Genomic DNA, 19,240 nt, shown 5'->3' with positions numbered 1-19,240 from the left:
AACCGTCCGGCCCATGCAAAGTATCGCCCTAATGTTAGGCTTTGCATGAGCTGCTTCTTGTTCCGGCAAAATACTTTGCCATTTCAACCGCCTCCATTCATCCGCCATTATAAAAGAAATCGACCTTGATCGCAATTGCAAAATCGATTATAACGAAAGTTCACCGAATTTCGTTTTTGTTGTCTAACCACTCTTGGAATTGAAGCGGTGTCCGCACGTAATCGTCCAATACGGCCGTATAAATGTCGTAGCTTTTCACTTCTTTTCCGTATTCAGCTCGCGTGGCCCAGCTATCTTTGATGGTCAGAATAGCTTCCCGCAGCTCCGGGGTAAGCCGCTCGGGCATTGTCCGGATATGCTTGAGGTCAGGCTGTTTGTCCGGTTCGTCGACGAACCAGATATCGAGCTTCCAATCCATCCCGTTCAGCGCTCTATACCGTAATCCGATATACAGCCCGTCAGGATAGCTGGTATCCGTATTCCAGACGCCGGAGTCATTCAGGAACCGCAGCTCCCGTACCCCCTGGCGAATCATGAGTTCGGAAGCGATCCGAGTTACTACATCAAGGTCGAGCTTGGAGCATACCACGGTAATATCCAGATCTCTCCAGACCATCAGCCCGAGAGCAGCACTTCCAACTCGAACAGGATGGCCCGCCGATGATAGCAATTCATCGATTTTCAATTGCTCCGCTACAGCTTTCGCTTCGATTTGCAGCTCGTGCTGCCGTGTCAGAAGTTCGTTGTCGGACACCGTTTGTCACTCTCCTTTTACATGGCCTCATCACAATTCACGATCATGCCCCACCTTGATGGCTACGCGCCCCTTCTTATGTCCTTTTTCGACATACCTGTGAGCGTCGGCCATTTGTTCGAGCGAGTAGCGCCGATCTATGACCGGCTTTAGTACTCCCTTTTCCATCAGCCTTTGAGGAGCAATAAATCTTCCGTACGGACCTTCGCTACTCCCTGCCCCGCGACGGAGATGTATTGCCCGTTCGGAGCCAACACTTTCTTCGAATTCGATTTCGAATGTTTCCCTACCGCATCGAAGATAATGTCGTAAAGCCCAATCAGAATAGCTGGAGCACAGGATGGAATATAGCTACTTAAGTATGGTTTTGCTCATGGCCGGACGCTGACCTACAACAGCCCCAAGTCGCGGGCGCGTGCCACCGCTTCGGTACGCCGCTTTACCTGCAGCTTGTCGAAGATACTCCGGTTATGCCCTTTCACCGTGCTTAACGCGAGGAACAGCCGCCCGCTAATCTCATGATTCGAGAGTCCTTGGGCGATGAGCTGCAATATTTCCAACTCCCGCGTGCTCAGGGGTTCGATCAGGGATTTGTCTGTCCGGACTTGGCGCGGACCGGATTTGCTTTCACCGTTCAATCGTTCCTCTTCAAATTCTTCGAGCAGCTTACCCGCATAATTCGGCATCCTCTCATGAGTAACCGCTTCGCGCAGCAGCCTTCTCATCGGAATGCCTTCATCGACAAAGGTCCGAATACAACCGCCGGACTGGGCTATGGTCAGAGCTTCAACCAGCAGTTGCACAGCCTTGATCTTTTCGCCTTGCGCATGCAGAGCGACGGCTTGCAGAACCATGACTTGGAGCCGCTCATCCTCCCATCCCTTAGCCTCTGCCTGCTCTCGCAGCGGCTGCAGCAGCGCCAGTGCCGCGGACGCCTCTCCCTGTGCCAGATGAACCCGCGCCTGGCTGACGGGAAGCTCGTGCTTCTGCGCCAGATGGGCAGCAGCAGCCACCAGGCCCTGATGAAGCAAAACAAGCACCTGCGCGGCAACGATATGAGGCGTCTGCTTCACGAAATTTTGCCGGCGGGCGATATGCTCAGCCTTCGCTAAACTAGCGGCCGCTTCGGTCACCTCTCCCCGTGCAAGCTTCAGTCGGGCGAGAACTACCTCGCCTGCAACGACTCTGTCCGTATGCTGCAGCTGCTGCGCCAGTCGGACAGCTTGCTGCCCGTGGTGCATCGCGGTCTCCAGATCGTTCCATTCGTAATAAATACGGGCCAAACCAAGATGCGCTTCGCATGCAACCGGCAGAGGGGGATCGCCGGCCAATTGCAGAGCGTGCCGATACGTCTCAGCCGCCACATACAGCTGATTGTCCGCTTCCTGGATGTTCCCTAGTCCGAGTGTAGCCATAAGTGTGATCATCAAATGCCCGATCCTCCGGCTGATGGATAAAGCTTCAGTATAGGCTTGGCTTGCCGCAGCACGATCCCCTTGGAGCTGGTAAGCATATCCCAGCGTCCATGTTGTCGCCGTACGGACAGGCAGGTTGTCCGGGTGCAAATAGTCCAAGGCGCGTTGCGACTCGGAAATGATGGCGTCGGCCTGGTGCGTGTTGACAGCCAGCGTGGCACGTATAGCGGCGATATGCCCTTTTAGATCCCGGGTCTTATCGTCCTGTGCGGCATCTCGAAGCCCTTTTTCGGCAGCTTGCAGTTTCCGTTCCACATCGGCTGGTTGACCGACCATGAGCAAGGCAGAGGCATGCATGACGCTCAACACGGGCCTCGCGTCCAGCTCCTCCTTCGGTATCGAATCCAGCCAATTCAGGACAGGGGCTATCGCACCGCGGAAGAGCAAAGGCATCCCTTCCCCCTCGATCAGACGTACGGCTCGTTCAACATCATGGGCAGCTGCCGCATGGTGAAAAGCTTCAAGATCCAGGCCATGGTCTTCGTACCACTCGCTGGCACGCAGATGCAGTTCCGCCACGTCCCGCTTCGCTTCCCCTTTGGACGAACCCACGGTTTGGTACAATCGCTGCCGCAGCAAATCCGCAAAGAGATGGTGATAACGGTACCAGCGCCTCTCATTATCCAAGGGAACGATGAACAGGTTGGCGCGTTCAAGATATTGCAAGGTTTCTTGTCCGGAGAGAAGCTCGTCGGTTTCCCCACAAAGAACGGCATCGCACAGCGGGCCGCACAACCGGTCGAGGATGGACGTGCGCAGCATAAAAGCCTGAATGCTTGCGGATTGCTGCTGCAGCACTTCTTCAACCAGATAGTCCAGTACGAAACGATGGCTGCCGGTAAAAGATTGGATCAAGCTGGCGGCGTCTTTATGTCCCTGCATGGAAAGCGCGGCTAATTGCAGACCGGCGATCCAGCCTTCCGTACGGGATTCAAGCACGGCGACGTCTTCCTGCGAAAGGCTGAGACCCATAACCCGGCCCAGAAATTCAGCCGCTTCGGTGGATGTAAACCGCAAGTCAGCGGTACGCACTTCAGTCAACTGGTCCCGCACGCGCAGACGGGCCAAGGGCAGATTGGGGTCCTCGCGGGTGGCGATGACCAGATGCATCTGTATCGGCATGCGCTCAAGCAGAAAGCCGATGGCATCGTCAATCGGTCTGGAATCTATTACGTGGTAATCGTCAAGGACGAGAATGAAATGGTCCGGAATGGCGGTGATTTTATTGAGCAGCACTGTCAACATCGTTTCCATCGGCAAAGGGCCAGGGGCTTGGAGCCTACCCATCACGCCTTCCCCACTATGAATTCCGATCGTCTGCAAAGCAGCGAAAAGGTAAGTCAGAAAGCGCGCCGGATCGCTATCCGCCTCTTCCAGTGACAGCCAGGCGGCCGGTTGCGGGCAACCCGCGAGCCATTCGCTGACAAGCGTGGTTTTACCGCATCCTGCCGAAGCGGAAATGAGGGTCAACTTACGGTGCATCCCTTCATGCAGACGCTCGATCAGGCGGGGACGAGGGACAGCTTTTGCCCGGGGAGGAGGGATGTATAGTTTGGTGGACACAATTGGGATAGACATCATTATCACCGTTTCTACGAAGTCAATGGTGGCGATCACGTTTCATAATTATGTTCGACAGTTTCACTGTATTTCCCTTTTGCGCCCTTTCCAGCACCCCGGTGATCTTCATCAATGTATGTTTGCAACTAAAAGTGCTATAATAAAAGAATTCAAAATGTTATTCAGTCCACAATAAGGAAGGAGAAGCATTCATGAATACAAAACAATTGGAGAGAATCCATACCGGAAAAGGCTTTATCGCGGCCTTGGACCAAAGCGGCGGCAGCACCCCTAAAGCGCTGGCCCAATACGGCGTCCAAGAATCGAGCTACTCCAACGAAGAAGAGATGTATGCTCTGGTTCACGAGATGAGAACGCGAATTATTAAAAGTCCCGCTTTTGATTCCCGGTACATTTTGGGCGCAATCTTATTTGAGAACACGATGGATCGTTCCATTGACGGCCAATTGACTGCGGATTATCTTTGGGAAAAGAAAGGGATCGTGCCTTTTCTGAAAGTGGATAAAGGACTCGCCGATCTGGAAGACGGGGTTCAGCTCATGAAACCCATGCCTGATTTAAACGACCTTCTGAAACGGGCGGTTGAACGAAACATCTTCGGGACGAAAATGCGCTCGCTGATTAAAGAAGCCAATCCGGCCGGAATCAAAAAAGTCGTTGAGCAGCAGTTTGCCATCGGGAAACAAATCGTGGAGATGGGACTGGTTCCGATCATCGAGCCGGAAGTGGATATTTACAGCGCGGATAAAGTAGCATCGGAAAAACTATTGAAGGACGAAATTTCCGCTCAATTATCCGCCCTCGACAAAGACGCAAAGATCATGCTTAAGCTTTCCATACCGACGGAAAACAATTTCTACAGCGATCTGATGAAGGACCCGCACGTTGTACGGATTGTCGCTTTGTCGGGCGGCTATTCGCAAGCGGAAGCCAACGAAAAGCTGGCGCAAAATCACGGATTGATCGCAAGCTTCTCGCGCGCGTTATCGCAGGACCTTACCGCCGGGCAAACCGACGAGGAATTCAACGCACTGCTGTCCAAATCTGTTCAGGACATTTATGAAGCCTCCATTAAATAAATATTTCACGACCCCGAACTTGTTCTAAGCTCGGGGTCGTTTCTTATGTCAAACAATCTGAAGTTATGTGAGGAATCCCATGAGCCTTTTCACGTTGTTGGCATTTTCTGTCGAAGTAAGGGATTCAAGAAGGTCAAAAGCTACAGCGAATGCGGTCGATGGGTTAAAAGAAGTAATGATATTTCCGTCTCTTACGACGGGCTGGTCCGGAATGACGTGGGCTCCCATGGCTTCCAGCTGCATTTGCCGCTTGCGGTTATTCAGATTGTAGGTCGTCGCCTGTCTTCCTTGCAGAATGCCGCTTTTGCCAAGCGGTAAAGCTCCTACACAAATCGAGGCAATGATTTTTCCCTGCCGGTCGAATTCACGTATAAATTCAAGGACATCGGGGCGATAAGCATCCTCATAAAATCCGGCTTCTTCAAAACCGCCAGGCAAGGCCAGCGCATCGAACTCCTGGACGGTCACCTCGGAAATTACCTTTTCGGGGATGACGGTAAAATTCCAGGTGCATTTTAATTCGTTTCGGGTTCCGACGGTAACGAGCTGCGTTGATCCATCCCCCTCATCCTTGTTCCATCCGATCACATCTGTAAACACGCTTGCTTCCACGGCTTCAAAGCCATTCGGCAATAGTAAACATACTTTTTTCATATGATTCATCTCCTTTTCAAGAATCATATGATACAATTAATCATTAGTAAAATTGAAATAACTAATCTTTATATTTAGAATTTCTGATAACAATACACATCTATGGGGGGGATAAAAATCGACATTCGTCAATTTCAATCCTTTAAAGCCGTTGCGGAATTAAATAGCTTTACAAAAGCAGCTCACGCTCTTCAGTACTCACAGGCCACGATTACTTCTCATATTCAGCAAATCGAGCATGAAATCGGGGTTCCATTGTTTGACCGATTAGGAAAACAAATTAAACTCACCATGGTTGGACAGGAACTGTATCATTATGTAGTAGAATTGCTAACCGCATATTCAAAAATAAAACAAATTTCTTCCGATGACTCTACGGTCAAAGGCCAACTCCGCATCGGCGCATCAGCAACCTTAACCGCATACAAACTAGGGCCCGTGCTATCAAAGTATAAAAAGAATTACCCTGAGGTTACCATCTCTCTTATCAACGATCACTGTTCCGCCTTACGACAGAGACTCCACTCCGGAGAGCTAGACATTGCGATCACCTTAGAACCACAGGTATGCGATCCGCAGCTCATAACCGAAATTTACTCGGAGGAACCGTTAGTCTTTGTAGGAGAAAGTAATCATTCCATAAAAACTATCGAAGAATCAAATGGCGAGTGTATCATTTTTAGCGAGAAAGATTGTGCGTTAAGGCGATTTTTTGAGGAGTACTTAATTCAGAAAGGAATAGATACGTGTAATTACTTGGAATTTAACAGCATGGAGGCCATGAAGGAGTGTGTTGTAAGCGGGTTAGGGATTAGCTTGATGCCTTCCATCAGTGTGGAAGCGCTCCTGCACGATAAAAAAATGAAAGTGATAGAATCCGCTTGTGAAAATCTAATGTTTTACGCACAAATCACGTACCATAAAAACAAATGGTTGTCAAAAGCTCACCGGAAGTTCATTGAGATGGTTAAGAGCAGATAAACCTTTTCCGGTCCATTTGATCCCAAGCCAAAATGCCTTCCGAAGAACCCCTCGGAAGGCAAACATCTGGTGAAATAACTAAGGCGGAACGCTTCCCAGCTTGCTCACGACCTGCATGTGGGTTAAATTGCAACCACACCAAGTCGCCGCGATCCGGCACGTACGGATTCATTACCATGGCCCCCGTCCTTGCGGCTCTCCAGTGGATACCGCTTTCTCCGTTGTTCACATGTACTATTCCCAAAACGATTCGATAAAGTTGTTTAAATGGTATTCCTCTTCTTCCTTTCCCCATTTACTCCAGAAAAATAAGTCTTGATAATAAGCATCCCGTAAGCTTGATTCATAGATTATCGTTTCTTTCCTATTTTCTGGAACTGCATCGTAACATCCAAATACTACAGAAAACTTCCCTCTTCCCCCGATTTTGAACTTCAACGTATCAGTAAAGTTCGTCAGTTCCCTCAATGGAACATCCGCAGTCCAGATCGAGATCCCGTCTTTCGATTCAATTTCTTCTTTTCTTCCCCACATCGAGGGCATTTCATTTATAACACCAGGTAAATTGCATTGTGCAGCTTCAACCGTTAATTTCATTATGGGTTCTAAAATCACGGGGTCTGCTTGTTTCATCCCATTCTTTAATGCCATTGATCCTGCAATCCTGTAAGACATTTGACATGAATCATATTCATGAAATGACCCGTTATACAGCGTTACTTTCACATCCACAACCGGAAAATTACCTAATACCCCACAAGTCATAGCCCGCTGAATGCCTTCGTGAACAGACGGAATATACTCGCTTGGTATTACATTTTCGTCAACAATGTTATTTACAAATTCATTACCGGTATCACGCAATTTGGGTTCAAGTTCAATCCAACAGTGACCGTATCTGCATAAACTTGATGACTGCCTTACAAATCTCCCTTCAGATCTTACTTTTTTCCTAATGGTTTCCTTGTATAATGCTTGTGGCTTCAGAGCATCTATATCTAAATCAAACTCGCTAGATAAACGGTCAACAATGCTATGGAGATGTTGTTCCCCGTTACCTGCAATGATCGTTTGCTTACTGGTCTCATTTAAATAAACCATAAAACTTGAATCTTCTTCTGCATACCTTTTTAATGCCAGCAGCATTCTTTTTAGTTCATTCATTGTTTTTGGTTTATTCATTGTAATGATCATATACGGCTCAATAAAGTTGATTGGGCGCATATACATCGCCTCCTCATCCGAATTCTAAAATTAGCTTCACCCTAAAGAACGGCTGGTACGATCCACTACATTTTGAACGAAAGATTGCAGGACTTCCATGAACAATCGGGCCGCCTGCCCCAAAAACTTGTCCTTCCGATAAATGATACAGATGTCTTGGCTCGGGGTAGGATGCAGCAGGGTAACGGCGGTGATGTTTTCACGATTCAAATAATCTAATAGCATTCGGGGTAAAATGCAGGCTCCAATCCCCTGCTCAACCAGCAAAAGCAGCGACGATAACGTTGAGGTCACAATCGGATTGTCCAGCACTACCCCTTTCTCCTGGCAATGATACTGAATTAACTTCGTAATCTGATGTTCGGAACCGAACATGACCAGCTTCAATGGCTGGATTTGTTCGAACGGGATCGCCTTTGACTTCGTCAGGGGGTGATCCGATCGGATGGCCAAAGCAAATTCCTCGTGAAAAAGCGGTTCGATGACAATACGTTCGTCGGGATTCTCAGGTACCGTTGTTACGCCAAGATCCCGCGTGCCTGCGACGACCTCCTTATACACCTCCGTCGATTCCGTGACGGTAAGCGAAAGCTTGGGGTAGGACCGATGGAAATCGACCAGCAAAGCATCAAACAGCAAATCCCCATCGCCGGGAAGTATCCCGATATCCAGCCTGCCGCCTTCCATCTTTTTCAGATCCGAGATCGCCCTTTGAATATAATCCATCCGCTCAAAGATAAGCTCACTTTGCTCCAAAAGGATTTTGCCTGCTTCGGTTAACGCGATCCGTTTGCCGATGCGGTCGAATAGAGGAAGCCCCAGCTCGTTCTCCAAAAACTTGATCTGCTGGCTAAGATTCGACTGCGTGGTGCAGAGAGACTCGGCTGCTTTGGAGAAATGCATCTCCTTACATATGGCGGCAAAGTATTGAAGCTGTCTGAGTTCCATTCTTCCGCAACTCCTTCGTAAAAATCATCGTTTGAGCATCAAAAATATCGTGCAGGTCGGTCATTAGTTATAGTGATCATTTTCATCGGAATTACGTGATTGTTGCATCATGGATGAAAAGCTACACTTGGTTTATGAAAGCGAACCACATCAACCATAAATTGAGGAGGCACTTCAATCATGACTCAATCGATTATTCACACAAGTCAAGTTCTGCGTCAAGTCGTCATCGGGCAGGTTCAAGGGATTTCGGAGGCACAATTCGACGTTCAACCGGCTGGCTTCAACAATACCATCCGATGGAATATCGGTCATATGATCTATTGGATGGATAAGTACTCTACCCTTAGCTTCGGCTCACTGTCCGCTATTCCTGAACACTACGAGACGCTGTTCGGCTCCGGAACCAAGCCTTCGAATTGGACCATTGCCCCCCCATCTAAGGATGAGCTGCTTCAAGGGTTAACGGCGCAGCTTTCCCGCCTATCCGAGGTGACACCTGAAATGCTGGATAATGTGCTTGAAGCACCGTTTGTGATGGGGCCGTTCCAATTCAGCACCGCCGGCGAATTATTCAACTTCGCGCTGATTCACGAAGCCATTCACCTTGGCACAATAACAAGCCAGCTTAAAACGATCCAATGAAACTTAGCAGATCCGATCTTCGCCTATACAAAAACGCAGCCCTTATCGGCTGCGTTACTTCTTATATCGCTATATAGTGGAACCTAGTGATCCGCCACCTTACAGGGATCTGGCAAGACGAAAGCCGAGATCATCGATTCGAAACGTAGGGTGACTGCGGCGGCGGCACGTCGCTCCACAGCCTCTGGCCTCTTCGGCCCAACTGCCACCGCGGAAAATTCTGTAGGAACCGTATACTTTCGCATCGTATACGTCCCAACACCACTCCCAAACGTTTCCTAACATATCATAGAGCCCCCACGCATTTGGCCGCTTTTGACCTACCTCATGTACCATGCCCCCAGAGTTTTCATCATACCAAGCGATTTCATCAAGTTCCCCGTACCGGTAACCGCCAGTCCCCGCTTTACACGCATACTGCCATTCCGCTTCCGTAGGAAGACGATAGCCATCCGCCTCCCGGTTCCAGACAACATTTTCACCGTCATCGCTTATCAAGTAACATTCCTGTAGCCCCGAGTGCCGGGAAAGCAAATTACAAAATAAGATCGCATCGTTCCATGAGACATCTACAACCGGAGCCTGAGATTCGTCATCAGGTCCAACCGTCTTTTGCGCGATCGAGAAATATAATTGTTTCGTAACCGGAACCGGTGCAAGCAAAAAAGAACTCACCTGAGCCGTCCATGTCGTTTTTATCCGATCGTCCCTTAATTCAACTTCACCCGCAGGAATAGTCACGATGGGATACTCCGCATAACTATGCCGTTCGTTTGACACCTGTTTTCCTCCCGCTCCTCATCCCGTGGTGAACCTTTTCACGTAATCCTCGCAAATGTACCGGTTATCTTCACCGTGGGTCGGCGGAATATTCGCTACTCTAAAAAAGCTTAGACCCACTACCATCGCTAACAGCCCATAGGCGGCGCTTTGGGGATCTTCTACAGACATTTGTCCCTTCATGTTACCGTAATTAAAAATCTTGGCTATGCCATGGAGATCAGCCATATAGCTCTTGGATACGATTTCCTGCAAATTGCGATCCAACACGGCCTTTGAGAAAAACTGCAGAAAAAGCCTGGCTTGATCTTCATGCGGTATACACATCTTTTCGACTCCATCAAGCTGCGAAACGTTAATCCCCTTCCCCGTATCCTCATCGTATGGCGGTAGTATATGTTTCAACGTGACGTCTATCATTTGGCCGGCTGTCATCGTGCTTTCAATCTCGGATTCTATCTTTAGACCATAATAGGCCAAGAACGACTTGAAGGCTTCGATCGTCAGATGATCCTTATTTTTGTAATAATAAGTGACAACTCCCTTAGAGCAGCCGGCATATTCAGCAACCTTATCCAGAGTCATGCCATCAATCCCGTGAAGGCTGATGCAGGTTAACGTGGCGTTGATGACGTCTGCCCGGCGCTTTGGTTCCATTCCTAATTTGGGCATGGTTTCACCTTATCCCATATTTATTTATACCGAACAGTCGGAATAAATAAAGTGTACCTAATAATGGATTATGTTGTCAATCACAATTCCAAACTTTTGACATCTTGCTCTCTTACTCCATATCCATATATCCCGCAAAAAGCTTGTGATATATTCATTAAAAAAGGATCATTAAGGAGATGTGGAAAGGTTATGCATACGGTCATCGAACCCAAAATTCTTTACTTTGGGACCTCTGTCGTGCTTATAAGTACGATCAACGAAGACGGCACGCCCAATTTGGCTCCCATGTCCTCTGCCTGGTGGCTCAATCAATCGTGTATGCTCGGTTTAAGCAGCAAGTCTCAGACCGTTCAGAATTTGATCCGTGAGCACGAGTGTGTACTTAATCTCCCGTCCATTGACTTGATTCCCGCGATTGATCGGCTGACCCTGTTAACAGGTCGAAATCCGGTGCCTGAATCCAAAGCCATGCGGGGCTATAAACATGAAGCGCATAAGTTTGGTATTGCAGGGCTAACCCAGCTTCCGTCACAGCTTGTTCAAGCACCGCGCGTCAAAGAATGCCCCGTCCATCTGGAAGCCAAGTTGGTGAAACTACATCCGTTCGAAGAACCGAGTTCCCTTGTCGCTATTGAAGTACGCATCGAAAAAGTTCATATCGAAGCTGATCTTCTAATGGATGCAAACTCAAACTATATCGATCCTTCGAAATGGAATCCGATGATTATGAATTTCTGCGAATATTTCGGTCTTAGCGAGCAACTGTCTGCATCAAAACTAGCGCCGGTCTTCGGACCGGGTTCTGCAAAATAATACCGAAAAAGAGGGGCGCATGGGGATAGATAAGCATGGGAGGAGCCACCGTTTGGTGGCTATTTTATTTGGACAAATGACAGGTAGCAGATGACATGCAATTATAAAAAGGAGCCCCGAAGCTCCCATACAGCTCTCTACGTCGGCCTGGAATGAGGAGTCATTGCCATTGCTTTTGTTTGTTGAACTGTCCCGTATGGATGATGAGGCGGCGCATAGATCACGTAAATTTTAAGTGGTTTATTCCCGGTATTGATCACATTATGCCACTTTCCCGCAGGTATCATAATTGCGTAGCCATCATAGGCTTTTTCTTGAAAATTCAATCTATCCTTGGTATCACCCATTTGAACAAGTCCTTGACCTTCTTCAATTCGTATGAATTGATCAGTATGCGGATGAACTTCTAAGCCGATGTCATCTCGAACATTGATACTCATTACGGTCACTTGAAAGTGTTTCCCTGTCCATATTGCGGTTCGGTAAGTATTGTTTTGTTTTGTAACCTTATCAATATTAACTACATATGGTCTTGCTCCATGATCCTTTACTACTCGCTCATCTAAAGACTCAAATCGTGGAGCATTATCAACTGCAACAGGATAAGAGTGTATAAATGCACTTTGATTTAAAGGATAATTATTTTGATGATTTCTAGACATATAGCTTGGGTAATATACGGGTGAATTCATACCAGCGCAGTAAGGATATGAGTACATTGGATTAAAATACGATTTAGGTATATGATGCACCTCTGTCATTCCCTCCATAGTTTTATAATGACATCATATGCCTATATTTATAAAACGTACGTATTGATCATAAATCGGCCGCCCTCTCTTGGAGGACCAATCAATTTCCTCTTACAGCGTTCTTCCCTCTTAGGCTTTACCAAAATAAAAACGCAACCCCTAATAGGTTGCGTGTCATGTCTTATTTGGTGGAGTCTAGGGGGATCGAACCCCCGACCTCATCGCTGCCAGTGTGGTATGCACAGTGTCCTGCAATCTACCGAAATGTCCGAAAGCCTACTCCCATGCGGGTTTTCGGACTTCGGTCTGTCTATGTGTTTCCCTGAATTTCCGCAAGTTATTTAGGGTTTGTGATCATGGTTGTGATCACGTACATCCAATCTTCTTGCCTGTATGGCTTGCTCGATTCGATTGACTACAGTATCAAAATCTTCCTTAACCTCATGATCCCATATTCGGATAACGGCCCAACCATGTTGTTGATAGTAAAGTGTAACCTCTTTATCCCTGGCACGATTCCGTTCAATCTTATTAAACCAGTAATCGTAGTTACTTTTGGGTATTCGGTAATGGATGTCGCACCCATGCCAAAAACATGAGTCTAGAAAGATGACCACTTTGAATTTCTTAATGGCGATATCTGGCTTTCCAAATAAGGCCTTCACATTCTTTCTGAACCGATATCCGCGGCGCCACAATTCCTTGGAAACACGATCCTCTAATTGGGTTCCTTTGGACCGTATCGCGCTCATGTTCTTGCTTCTGGCCTCTTTGGATATCTTATCTGCCATTGCAATCACCTGTTTCTATATCAAGCTAATCCGTTGCGAATACATCCTTATTTTTGCTTGTTAATCCCAATTATATTCTCCAACACCCACAGGCATCTTAAAATCCTGAACGTTACAATAATAACTCCCCATAGCACAATCATATTCAACTCAAATAATGGAGCAGTATCACGGTCGATGATTAGAGATACAAGTGAAAGCACAACTAACAACCCTAGGTATTTACTCGTGTTTAAGAATACCTTAAAGATTTGTTGATAGTACTTACTTGATCTCAAGGCATTCATACCCGAGCTATTGCCAGTAACAAGCAGAATTGATAATCCAGTAATGACAAAGCCAAGCAGGGAACCAGCCACTCCAGCAATCGCTCCATATAGAGCTGATCGCGAACCTTTTAATACATTCATTACCTCACCCTGTAGGCTGTATTTATTGATTACCCAAAGAATTATAACGGATACCACGATTGATAAGAGAAGTTCCATGAAGAGGAAATACTTATCATACACATCTATAATCTTCTTCATCAGGACATCATTCCACCCTTGCGAAATTATCCCTCAACTCGTGATACGCTTCATTAATTGCATTATACATGCTAGTTGACTCTACCGCCCGTCGTTTATCATCAATCGTGATCACGCTTTTAGTTGATATCATCTTATCTTCTAACAAGTCAAAGGCCTTATTCTTCTCAGATGTGGTGTCTTCACCAACCATCTTGAAGCGATGAATCTGTTCTCGGTTCGTCTGCTGAGAGAGAAAATCGATGAGTTTCTGCTTAACGAACGGGAACCCAAATCCATTCTTTGAGTACTTCTTTTTACGGAGAATGACTTCCACTGTCTCAGCTTCCGATATTGAAGCTGCTGCTTCGAATGCATTCTTAAGGCTTGTATCCAACTGCTCAGTAATTGCAATTGAGTTCTTTGCCATTTCAATTTGTACTAAGCTAACCTCATCTCCAATTGATCTTACCTGGCGATCCACATCAAGATTAAGTATTGGCGTAATTTCGATGTGAACCGTAGGATTAGAATAAGTTCGGCTTTTTTCAACCACATAATCCTTCAAGGCGGTTGCTCTTGGTCCATAGAAATTGAATTCCAGACCAATAACCCCAGCTATCGGATAATAAATAAAGTGCGTGATCTCTGCTAGTCCAGCATTCGCGGGAATGTTTAGCCCAGTAAGTACTCCTTGGTCTTCTAGCTCTGGTAGAGAGGTTCTTCGAGACACAGCAAATCGTCCTTTGATTTCTGATGCGGTACTTGTCGAATCCATCTCGATAAGATTGACATCCCCGCTTGGCAGATAAAGGTACCTAGATAAAGGATCATTATCATTGAATTGAAGCTTACTTATATAATCAAACACCCCATAAGGATCAGTATGTGGGTGTAAGGAGTTGGACCCCTGACGTAACTCTGACATATTGATTCTGAAGAAATGAATCTTACGATTAATAGTAGCCATTGTATTGTTCCCCCTTAGTGATAATAGAAAAAGAAAAAGAGCCTGTATACATGTAGCAGGCTCCGCGTCTTGGTGTTTGATATTATGCTTGCTTGCCAAATGAGGTTTCATGAAGCTATCATGGAATTATCGGTTACTGGGCAAGGTCTAACGGTAAATCAGAAATGTCCTTAAGCCTCTTTCCGTCGACCATGATATTTAGCATCTCCTTTGAGTCATCTGAACCGTGCATATCTACTGCATTTATAAGTTCATGCAATGCGAAGTGATAGACGCAGTCAATATCACCAGTTCCGAGAGCAATAGAAGATAACCTGCTAGGAAGCGGTTCAGCAGTAACTACAACAATATGTGGAAGATGGCCTTTTCGATTGCGGATTAAGTTCAGAGCTTCAGACCTACTGTTTTGGCTCCTATCAGATCTTATTGTCCATTTTGATGATATGCTTGCATGGAGTAGTGGTTTGCCTCCATTTGCTCCCCTTATAGCTGTATAGTTGCTAATCGATGAATCTACAATTAATTCGGTGTTGTTAATCTGGTCATCACTCCACAATGATTGCTCAATTACTACGTCTGGAGCAATTACATAGTCATTACCTAGTGCAGCAGCCAGCTCTGGATTAGATTTAGAGGCATTTCGCAAGGAAACCAGATGATGATACTGTTCATATTCAGCAATTGCAAGCTGCGATCTGCTTCCGACCTTCTTAATACTCCAGCCACCAGGTCTAATGTGGCCTAGAGATAGGAATGTCTCCTTTAAGAAACTCACATTAATCTCCTCGAATTGATTCCCGCTAGTTTGTCCCGCGGCTTTCTCACGAGTAGTTTCATAATTAAGAGCATCCATAATACTTTTAGCAAATAATACGGAATTACCATTACTACCGTCTGCATTACTTGGAATCCCTTTATCGCTTATTGATAACGGCCCAGCTAGCAAGGAAGTATGATATTTCTTTCTAGCTTTCGCTATCAGGGCTTCACTATTGGTTATATCAAGCTCTTTGCTCAATCAACTTCGACTCCTTTGAATTTATGGATTTGGTCTCTGCTGCGGATATTGCTTTGTATATTTGAGCTCCTACTGCCTTAGCAACTGGCGGAGGGAATGCATTCCCTACCTGTCTATAAGCAGCTGTCTTCCTTCCAGTAATTATCCAATCTTCTGGGAACCCTTGCAGCAATGCCGTCATCTTCACAGTCAACTTTGGCATACCCACAAAATCAGCAGATGGGGGCTCATTTGCTACACCGCCTCCGTCTACCCCAAGGTTTGCCCAAGCCCGCTTAGCTCTTGTTGGGCCGAGATCAGGGCCTCCATGTTTTTTTGATCCTCCTACAAGCGTTGGTGCTATAACATTAGCCTGTTCTCTCCAGGCATCAACACCAAGCCATCCATTACTTGCCATCTCTTCATAAAGAACATCACCTACAGTAGGTGCTTGCTCAGGAATCGGGACTGGCCAAGCAAAGTGTTTCCAGTACTTCTTTTTCAAAGCTACAAACACCACTCTAGGTCTTAATTGTGGAACACCAAAGTCAGAGGAATTAAATAACCTCCACTCTCCCTTATATCCTAGTTTTTCGATGATGGTTGTAAGTGTATTTCTATATTCGTCAAAAGTAGATGACATCAACCCTGCAACATTCTCGATCATAATTGCGTTTGGAGAGCATTCTTTAACCAATCTCGGGACTTCAGGCATCAAGTTCCTTTCGTCCAATTCACCTAATTGGTTTCCACCTGTAGAGAAAGGTTGACATGGCGGCCCTCCAGCTAATAAGTCAATGCTTCCTTTGAATGGCTTCGCGCTAAAATTCCTCAAATCTTCAGGAACAACATTCCACGAAGGCCTATTAGTTCTTAGTGTGTTACATGCATTTTCATCAATTTCGACAAGAGCAAGATGTTCAAACCCTGCTTGTTCAAGGCCTATGGCTTGACCGCCAGCACCCGCACAAATTTCCAAAGAAGTAAGTATTCTTGCCATAAGCGCACCTCCAAACATATGTTTCCATTATAATAAAACATAAGGTAGGAATCCATCTAAATTAATTGAAACAATTAACTAAGCATAGTAATTTTAAATTGTCCGAAAGCATCGGCAGCTAAGACCTCGGGAAGGACGCACCTTCTTGGAGGTCTTTTTTATTTGGTCACTTTACGAACACTATTCAGCCTCTTGCCGAAATCGTACGGTTGTGAATAATATACCTTCTTACAATCAGCACATTGAACGTCACGGACTCGGTTATTACAAGCTTCTCCTGCTTGGTTAAGTGATCTGGGGGCGATTCGACGCCAATTACAATAAGAGCCCCCCGCATTCTTTACACTGGAACAATACATCCTCCTCCTAGATCACTGGGGTTATCGATAGAACCTGGTTAGCATCCACACTAAGCTCATCATCTAGTCGGATAATAGGATTATACCACTGATCCCACTCATCTTGCCTTATCTTACTTAGATAGTAAAATGCATGACGTACCAAGCGTAACTGCGTCTGCCGCCTGTTTAGTTTGTTTGAGCCATCGAAGACGATCCCGCTTATTGGTACTTGAAAGGTGATTACATACGGTTTAACTGTGGCTCTCCAATCATTAATAGCCTTATGTTTACTCAGTACTCTTAGGATGTTCTCCGCAAACTCTGGCATAACCACAATATGACGTACATCACTGTTCTCCCAAATATCCCCGCCAAACAGAAAGCCGTTAATACACTTATCAGCCTCAGGGAAAAAACGGTTTGGTTGCAATCTGCGCATAACCATCCTGATACATGGTTCCTCATTACTTCTTGGAATCATGGTCTCCCAATCGACAAGTTCCCCATTTAAGTAGGTATCGATCCCGTTCTTCGATTTGCTGAATGTAATACCTGACTCCCTCAGCTTCATTGATAGCTCTGTGTCACGTAGAAGCAAATCATGAAGGTTATAAATAGGCTCAGGGTTCCTTACCGAGGATTCACTGCGCGTGGTTAGATGGGTTACCGTAGCATAGTCGAAATCGCCCATAATGGTTTCAGTACCTGTCTTATCCTCGATGGTTTTTTTTATACTCTTCAAGTCGACTTCTTCAGCCGAACTTAACCTTTGAAACGCAGCAGTATTTCTAATTACAGCGTATTCGATCATATGTCTAGGAGCTGAGAATATCTTAGCTAACGAATCATACAAAGCGTCAGGGCTGGATGTATTCAATATCGACAATACCATCACTCCATTACGTTCAAGCTATTCTTCCACCGAGCATTCGATTATTCGCCTAAATGTTCGACAGAAACAGCGCGTATCCCTCTTTTGGGGCATAAGAAAAGCGCCTCATGGGCGCGATTCCATTCACATGATTCCCTTACTTCTCAGCTCTGCGTTCGTTATCGTAGAACATCTTGTTTCGAACTGTCCAATCAGTTCCATTGTGCTGAAGCTCATAATTGAACTTGGCTGTAACTTTGCTCGTATGATGATATTCATACGGACAGAGCCTTTTTATTTGCTCGAATTGTGATCAATCGTGAGCATAAAAACTTTTGGTGAGCGCGGATGTGATCACGGAGCAAGAACGGGCCAATCTCAGATCATTCTGCAGTCCATAAAAAAGGAAAAACCCCTGATTTCTCAAGGGTTTTCCAAATATGGAGCCTAGGGGGATCGAACCCCTGACCTCATCGCTGCCAGCGATGCGCTCTCCCTAGTGATTCAATTACACTACCATTGGCAGACGAAAGAAAGCTTTTTATGTTTAGCTTGATATTTAATTCAATACCATCTCTAAACACTACAATATTATCAATGAGACTTTTTAGCATCATCTTCTTTCTTTCAATTGAAGCTTCATCAAATACCGTTTTCCACTTCGGCAGATTATTTTTTAATTCTTCAATAGTATGAAGTTCAATACTGTTGTCTTTTATGTTTGATTGTATTTGCCTTATTTTTTCAGATAGAAGGCTTATCTGCTCTTCCTTTTTTTCAATAAGATCATTAAGTATTTCGGGTTTAAAAGCACTTTCTCCCATAATACTTTTTGTGATCTCATTTTTGAGTGCCGAAAGCTCCGTATAATACTTTTCGATTTCTTTTTGCTTTAGTTCCAATTCGTTATTTTCTCGTAGTAAATTTTCTTTGTAGTACTTGTCGATTTCTTTGGAAAGATCAACTGTTCTTAGTTCGTTAAGATAATATTGCAATTCGCTCATAACGGTTGTTTCTATTTTATTAGGTGCATACACCGTCTGTCCGGTACATTTTGTTTTCGTTAATGCCTTCCCGCTACAACGATATTTTGCGGATACCCATTTCTGTTCAGTTCCATCAGCTAGGGTATATTTTTTTCTATTGTAAGTTGTCGTTAAAGGGGCACCACAATAACCACAATTTATCATTCCTACAAACAAAAGAGGACTCTTAGTTACTTTTATTTTTTCAACATTTGGGTCGTTCGTGTTTTCAGGATTCCTCCCAATGCGTATTTGTTGAACCTTATCCCAAATATGTTCAGGTACAATAACCAAGCTTTTGACTTGTTCAGTTGGTTTTACCCAACTATCCGTTGGCATCATAGTAAATGAATGCTTCATTAGGTAAGTGGATTC

The 19,240-nt window shown here is 45.6% G+C and carries 20 protein-coding genes and 1 pseudogene; 4 read left to right on the top strand and 17 right to left on the bottom strand.

The features are described from left to right. Positions 1-160: 160 nt before the first annotated feature. The 3 genes and pseudogenes from NI000_RS18605 to NI000_RS18595 all read right to left on the bottom strand — a co-directional run bounded on the left by NI000_RS18605 (position 161) and on the right by NI000_RS18595 (position 3,807). Positions 161-754 carry a hypothetical protein gene (locus tag NI000_RS18605; protein WP_253412965.1) on the bottom strand — a complete coding sequence of 198 codons (594 nt, stop codon included), beginning with the start codon at positions 752-754 and terminating at the stop codon, positions 161-163. A gap of 30 nt (positions 755-784) precedes the next feature. After that, a pseudogene (locus tag NI000_RS18600) lies at positions 785-1,065 on the bottom strand (zinc-binding dehydrogenase); the annotation flags it as partial. Positions 1,066-1,143: 78 nt separating this feature from the next. Further along, complete coding sequence (locus NI000_RS18595) at positions 1,144-3,807, bottom strand: LuxR C-terminal-related transcriptional regulator (protein WP_253412964.1); 2,664 nt, start codon at positions 3,805-3,807, stop codon at positions 1,144-1,146. Between the two features lie 194 nt (positions 3,808-4,001). Between NI000_RS18595 and NI000_RS18590 the strand changes: the two genes are divergently transcribed. Beyond that, complete coding sequence (locus NI000_RS18590) at positions 4,002-4,889, top strand: fructose bisphosphate aldolase (RefSeq protein ID WP_253412963.1); 888 nt, start codon at positions 4,002-4,004, stop codon at positions 4,887-4,889. Between the two features lie 63 nt (positions 4,890-4,952). Here the strand turns inward: NI000_RS18590 and NI000_RS18585 are convergent, their stop codons facing one another. Next, on the bottom strand, positions 4,953-5,543 hold the full coding sequence (locus NI000_RS18585) for a DJ-1/PfpI family protein (protein WP_253412962.1): 591 nt from the start codon (positions 5,541-5,543) through the stop codon (positions 4,953-4,955). A 102-nt stretch (positions 5,544-5,645) separates the two neighbouring features. Here NI000_RS18585 and NI000_RS18580 point away from each other — a divergent pair, with 102 nt between their 5' ends. Next, entirely contained in the window at positions 5,646-6,524 is an 879-nt protein-coding gene (locus NI000_RS18580) for a LysR family transcriptional regulator (protein ID WP_253412961.1), read from the top strand. On the opposite strand, the gene NI000_RS18575 is transcribed toward NI000_RS18580, so the two are convergent. The 3 genes from NI000_RS18575 to NI000_RS18565 all read right to left on the bottom strand — a co-directional run bounded on the left by NI000_RS18575 (position 6,511) and on the right by NI000_RS18565 (position 8,696). Continuing rightward, complete coding sequence (locus NI000_RS18575) at positions 6,511-6,696, bottom strand: type II toxin-antitoxin system PemK/MazF family toxin (RefSeq protein WP_253412960.1); 186 nt, start codon at positions 6,694-6,696, stop codon at positions 6,511-6,513. The genes NI000_RS18580 and NI000_RS18575 overlap by 14 nt on opposite strands. A gap of 62 nt (positions 6,697-6,758) precedes the next feature. After that, positions 6,759-7,748 (bottom strand): hypothetical protein, encoded by a 990-nt coding sequence (locus NI000_RS18570; RefSeq protein WP_253412959.1) that lies wholly within the window; start codon positions 7,746-7,748, stop codon positions 6,759-6,761. A 36-nt stretch (positions 7,749-7,784) separates the two neighbouring features. Next, the gene (locus NI000_RS18565; RefSeq protein ID WP_253412958.1) at positions 7,785-8,696 is read right to left on the bottom strand and encodes a LysR family transcriptional regulator; all 912 of its coding nucleotides are present in this window, start codon (positions 8,694-8,696) and stop codon (positions 7,785-7,787) included. A 180-nt stretch (positions 8,697-8,876) separates the two neighbouring features. Between NI000_RS18565 and NI000_RS18560 the strand changes: the two genes are divergently transcribed. Next, a complete protein-coding gene (locus NI000_RS18560) occupies positions 8,877-9,341 on the top strand; it encodes a DinB family protein (protein ID WP_253412957.1) in 465 nt (154 codons plus the stop codon). A 99-nt stretch (positions 9,342-9,440) separates the two neighbouring features. On the opposite strand, the gene NI000_RS18555 is transcribed toward NI000_RS18560, so the two are convergent. Beyond that, positions 9,441-10,121 (bottom strand): formylglycine-generating enzyme family protein, encoded by a 681-nt coding sequence (locus NI000_RS18555; RefSeq protein WP_253412956.1) that lies wholly within the window; start codon positions 10,119-10,121, stop codon positions 9,441-9,443. A gap of 18 nt (positions 10,122-10,139) precedes the next feature. After that, a complete protein-coding gene (locus NI000_RS18550; RefSeq protein WP_253412955.1) occupies positions 10,140-10,793 on the bottom strand; it encodes a TetR/AcrR family transcriptional regulator in 654 nt (217 codons plus the stop codon). Between the two features lie 192 nt (positions 10,794-10,985). On the opposite strand from NI000_RS18550, the gene NI000_RS18545 reads away from it, so the two are divergent. Then, positions 10,986-11,609: a flavin reductase family protein gene (locus tag NI000_RS18545; RefSeq protein ID WP_253412954.1), complete on the top strand. Its 624-nt coding sequence runs from the start codon at positions 10,986-10,988 to the stop codon at positions 11,607-11,609. A 137-nt stretch (positions 11,610-11,746) separates the two neighbouring features. Here the strand turns inward: NI000_RS18545 and NI000_RS18540 are convergent, their stop codons facing one another. The 8 genes from NI000_RS18540 to NI000_RS18505 form a co-directional block, all read right to left on the bottom strand. Further along, positions 11,747-12,370, bottom strand: a complete 624-nt coding sequence (locus NI000_RS18540; protein WP_301292575.1) for a cupin domain-containing protein — start codon at positions 12,368-12,370, stop codon at positions 11,747-11,749. A gap of 332 nt (positions 12,371-12,702) precedes the next feature. Beyond that, positions 12,703-13,152, bottom strand: a complete 450-nt coding sequence (locus NI000_RS18535; protein WP_253412953.1) for a very short patch repair endonuclease — start codon at positions 13,150-13,152, stop codon at positions 12,703-12,705. A gap of 47 nt (positions 13,153-13,199) precedes the next feature. Then, complete coding sequence (locus tag NI000_RS18530) at positions 13,200-13,682, bottom strand: hypothetical protein (protein WP_253412952.1); 483 nt, start codon at positions 13,680-13,682, stop codon at positions 13,200-13,202. Positions 13,683-13,689: 7 nt separating this feature from the next. Beyond that, positions 13,690-14,631: a hypothetical protein gene (locus NI000_RS18525; protein WP_253412951.1), complete on the bottom strand. Its 942-nt coding sequence runs from the start codon at positions 14,629-14,631 to the stop codon at positions 13,690-13,692. Positions 14,632-14,764: 133 nt separating this feature from the next. Next, positions 14,765-15,649 carry an NgoMIV family type II restriction endonuclease gene (locus tag NI000_RS18520; protein WP_253412950.1) on the bottom strand — a complete coding sequence of 295 codons (885 nt, stop codon included), beginning with the start codon at positions 15,647-15,649 and terminating at the stop codon, positions 14,765-14,767. Beyond that, entirely contained in the window at positions 15,633-16,628 is a 996-nt protein-coding gene (locus NI000_RS18515; RefSeq protein ID WP_253412949.1) for a DNA cytosine methyltransferase, read from the bottom strand. Before NI000_RS18515 ends, NI000_RS18520 begins: the two co-directional genes overlap by 17 nt. 366 nt (positions 16,629-16,994) lie before the next feature. Then, a complete protein-coding gene (locus NI000_RS18510) occupies positions 16,995-17,861 on the bottom strand; it encodes a hypothetical protein (protein ID WP_253412948.1) in 867 nt (288 codons plus the stop codon). 449 nt (positions 17,862-18,310) lie between these two features. Then, a partial coding sequence (locus tag NI000_RS18505) for a zinc ribbon domain-containing protein (protein WP_253412947.1) occupies positions 18,311-19,240 on the bottom strand: 930 nt, incomplete at its 5' end.

Source organism: Paenibacillus tyrphae (genome assembly GCF_024158745.1).
GTDB lineage: Bacteria > Bacillota > Bacilli > Paenibacillales > NBRC-103111 > Paenibacillus_G > Paenibacillus_G tyrfis_A.
This window is presented reverse-complemented; position numbering and strand designations above follow the sequence as displayed.

Coding starts and splice junctions, on each gene's coding strand:
- NI000_RS18580 (WP_253412961.1), top strand. CDS start 5,646: ATGGGGGGGATAAAAATCGACATTCGTCAATTTCAATCCTTTAAAGCC.
- NI000_RS18545 (WP_253412954.1), top strand. CDS start 10,986: ATGCATACGGTCATCGAACCCAAAATTCTTTACTTTGGGACCTCTGTC.
- NI000_RS18515 (WP_253412949.1), bottom strand. CDS start 16,628: ATGGCAAGAATACTTACTTCTTTGGAAATTTGTGCGGGTGCTGGCGGT.
- NI000_RS18570 (WP_253412959.1), bottom strand. CDS start 7,748: ATGCGCCCAATCAACTTTATTGAGCCGTATATGATCATTACAATGAAT.
- NI000_RS18510 (WP_253412948.1), bottom strand. CDS start 17,861: ATGGTATTGTCGATATTGAATACATCCAGCCCTGACGCTTTGTATGAT.
- NI000_RS18585 (WP_253412962.1), bottom strand. CDS start 5,543: ATGAAAAAAGTATGTTTACTATTGCCGAATGGCTTTGAAGCCGTGGAA.
- NI000_RS18535 (WP_253412953.1), bottom strand. CDS start 13,152: ATGGCAGATAAGATATCCAAAGAGGCCAGAAGCAAGAACATGAGCGCG.
- NI000_RS18565 (WP_253412958.1), bottom strand. CDS start 8,696: ATGGAACTCAGACAGCTTCAATACTTTGCCGCCATATGTAAGGAGATG.
- NI000_RS18540 (WP_301292575.1), bottom strand. CDS start 12,370: ATGACAGAGGTGCATCATATACCTAAATCGTATTTTAATCCAATGTAC.
- NI000_RS18590 (WP_253412963.1), top strand. CDS start 4,002: ATGAATACAAAACAATTGGAGAGAATCCATACCGGAAAAGGCTTTATC.
- NI000_RS18550 (WP_253412955.1), bottom strand. CDS start 10,793: ATGCCCAAATTAGGAATGGAACCAAAGCGCCGGGCAGACGTCATCAAC.
- NI000_RS18525 (WP_253412951.1), bottom strand. CDS start 14,631: ATGGCTACTATTAATCGTAAGATTCATTTCTTCAGAATCAATATGTCA.
- NI000_RS18560 (WP_253412957.1), top strand. CDS start 8,877: ATGACTCAATCGATTATTCACACAAGTCAAGTTCTGCGTCAAGTCGTC.
- NI000_RS18575 (WP_253412960.1), bottom strand. CDS start 6,696: ATGAATCCGTACGTGCCGGATCGCGGCGACTTGGTGTGGTTGCAATTT.
- NI000_RS18530 (WP_253412952.1), bottom strand. CDS start 13,682: ATGAAGAAGATTATAGATGTGTATGATAAGTATTTCCTCTTCATGGAA.
- NI000_RS18595 (WP_253412964.1), bottom strand. CDS start 3,807: ATGTCTATCCCAATTGTGTCCACCAAACTATACATCCCTCCTCCCCGG.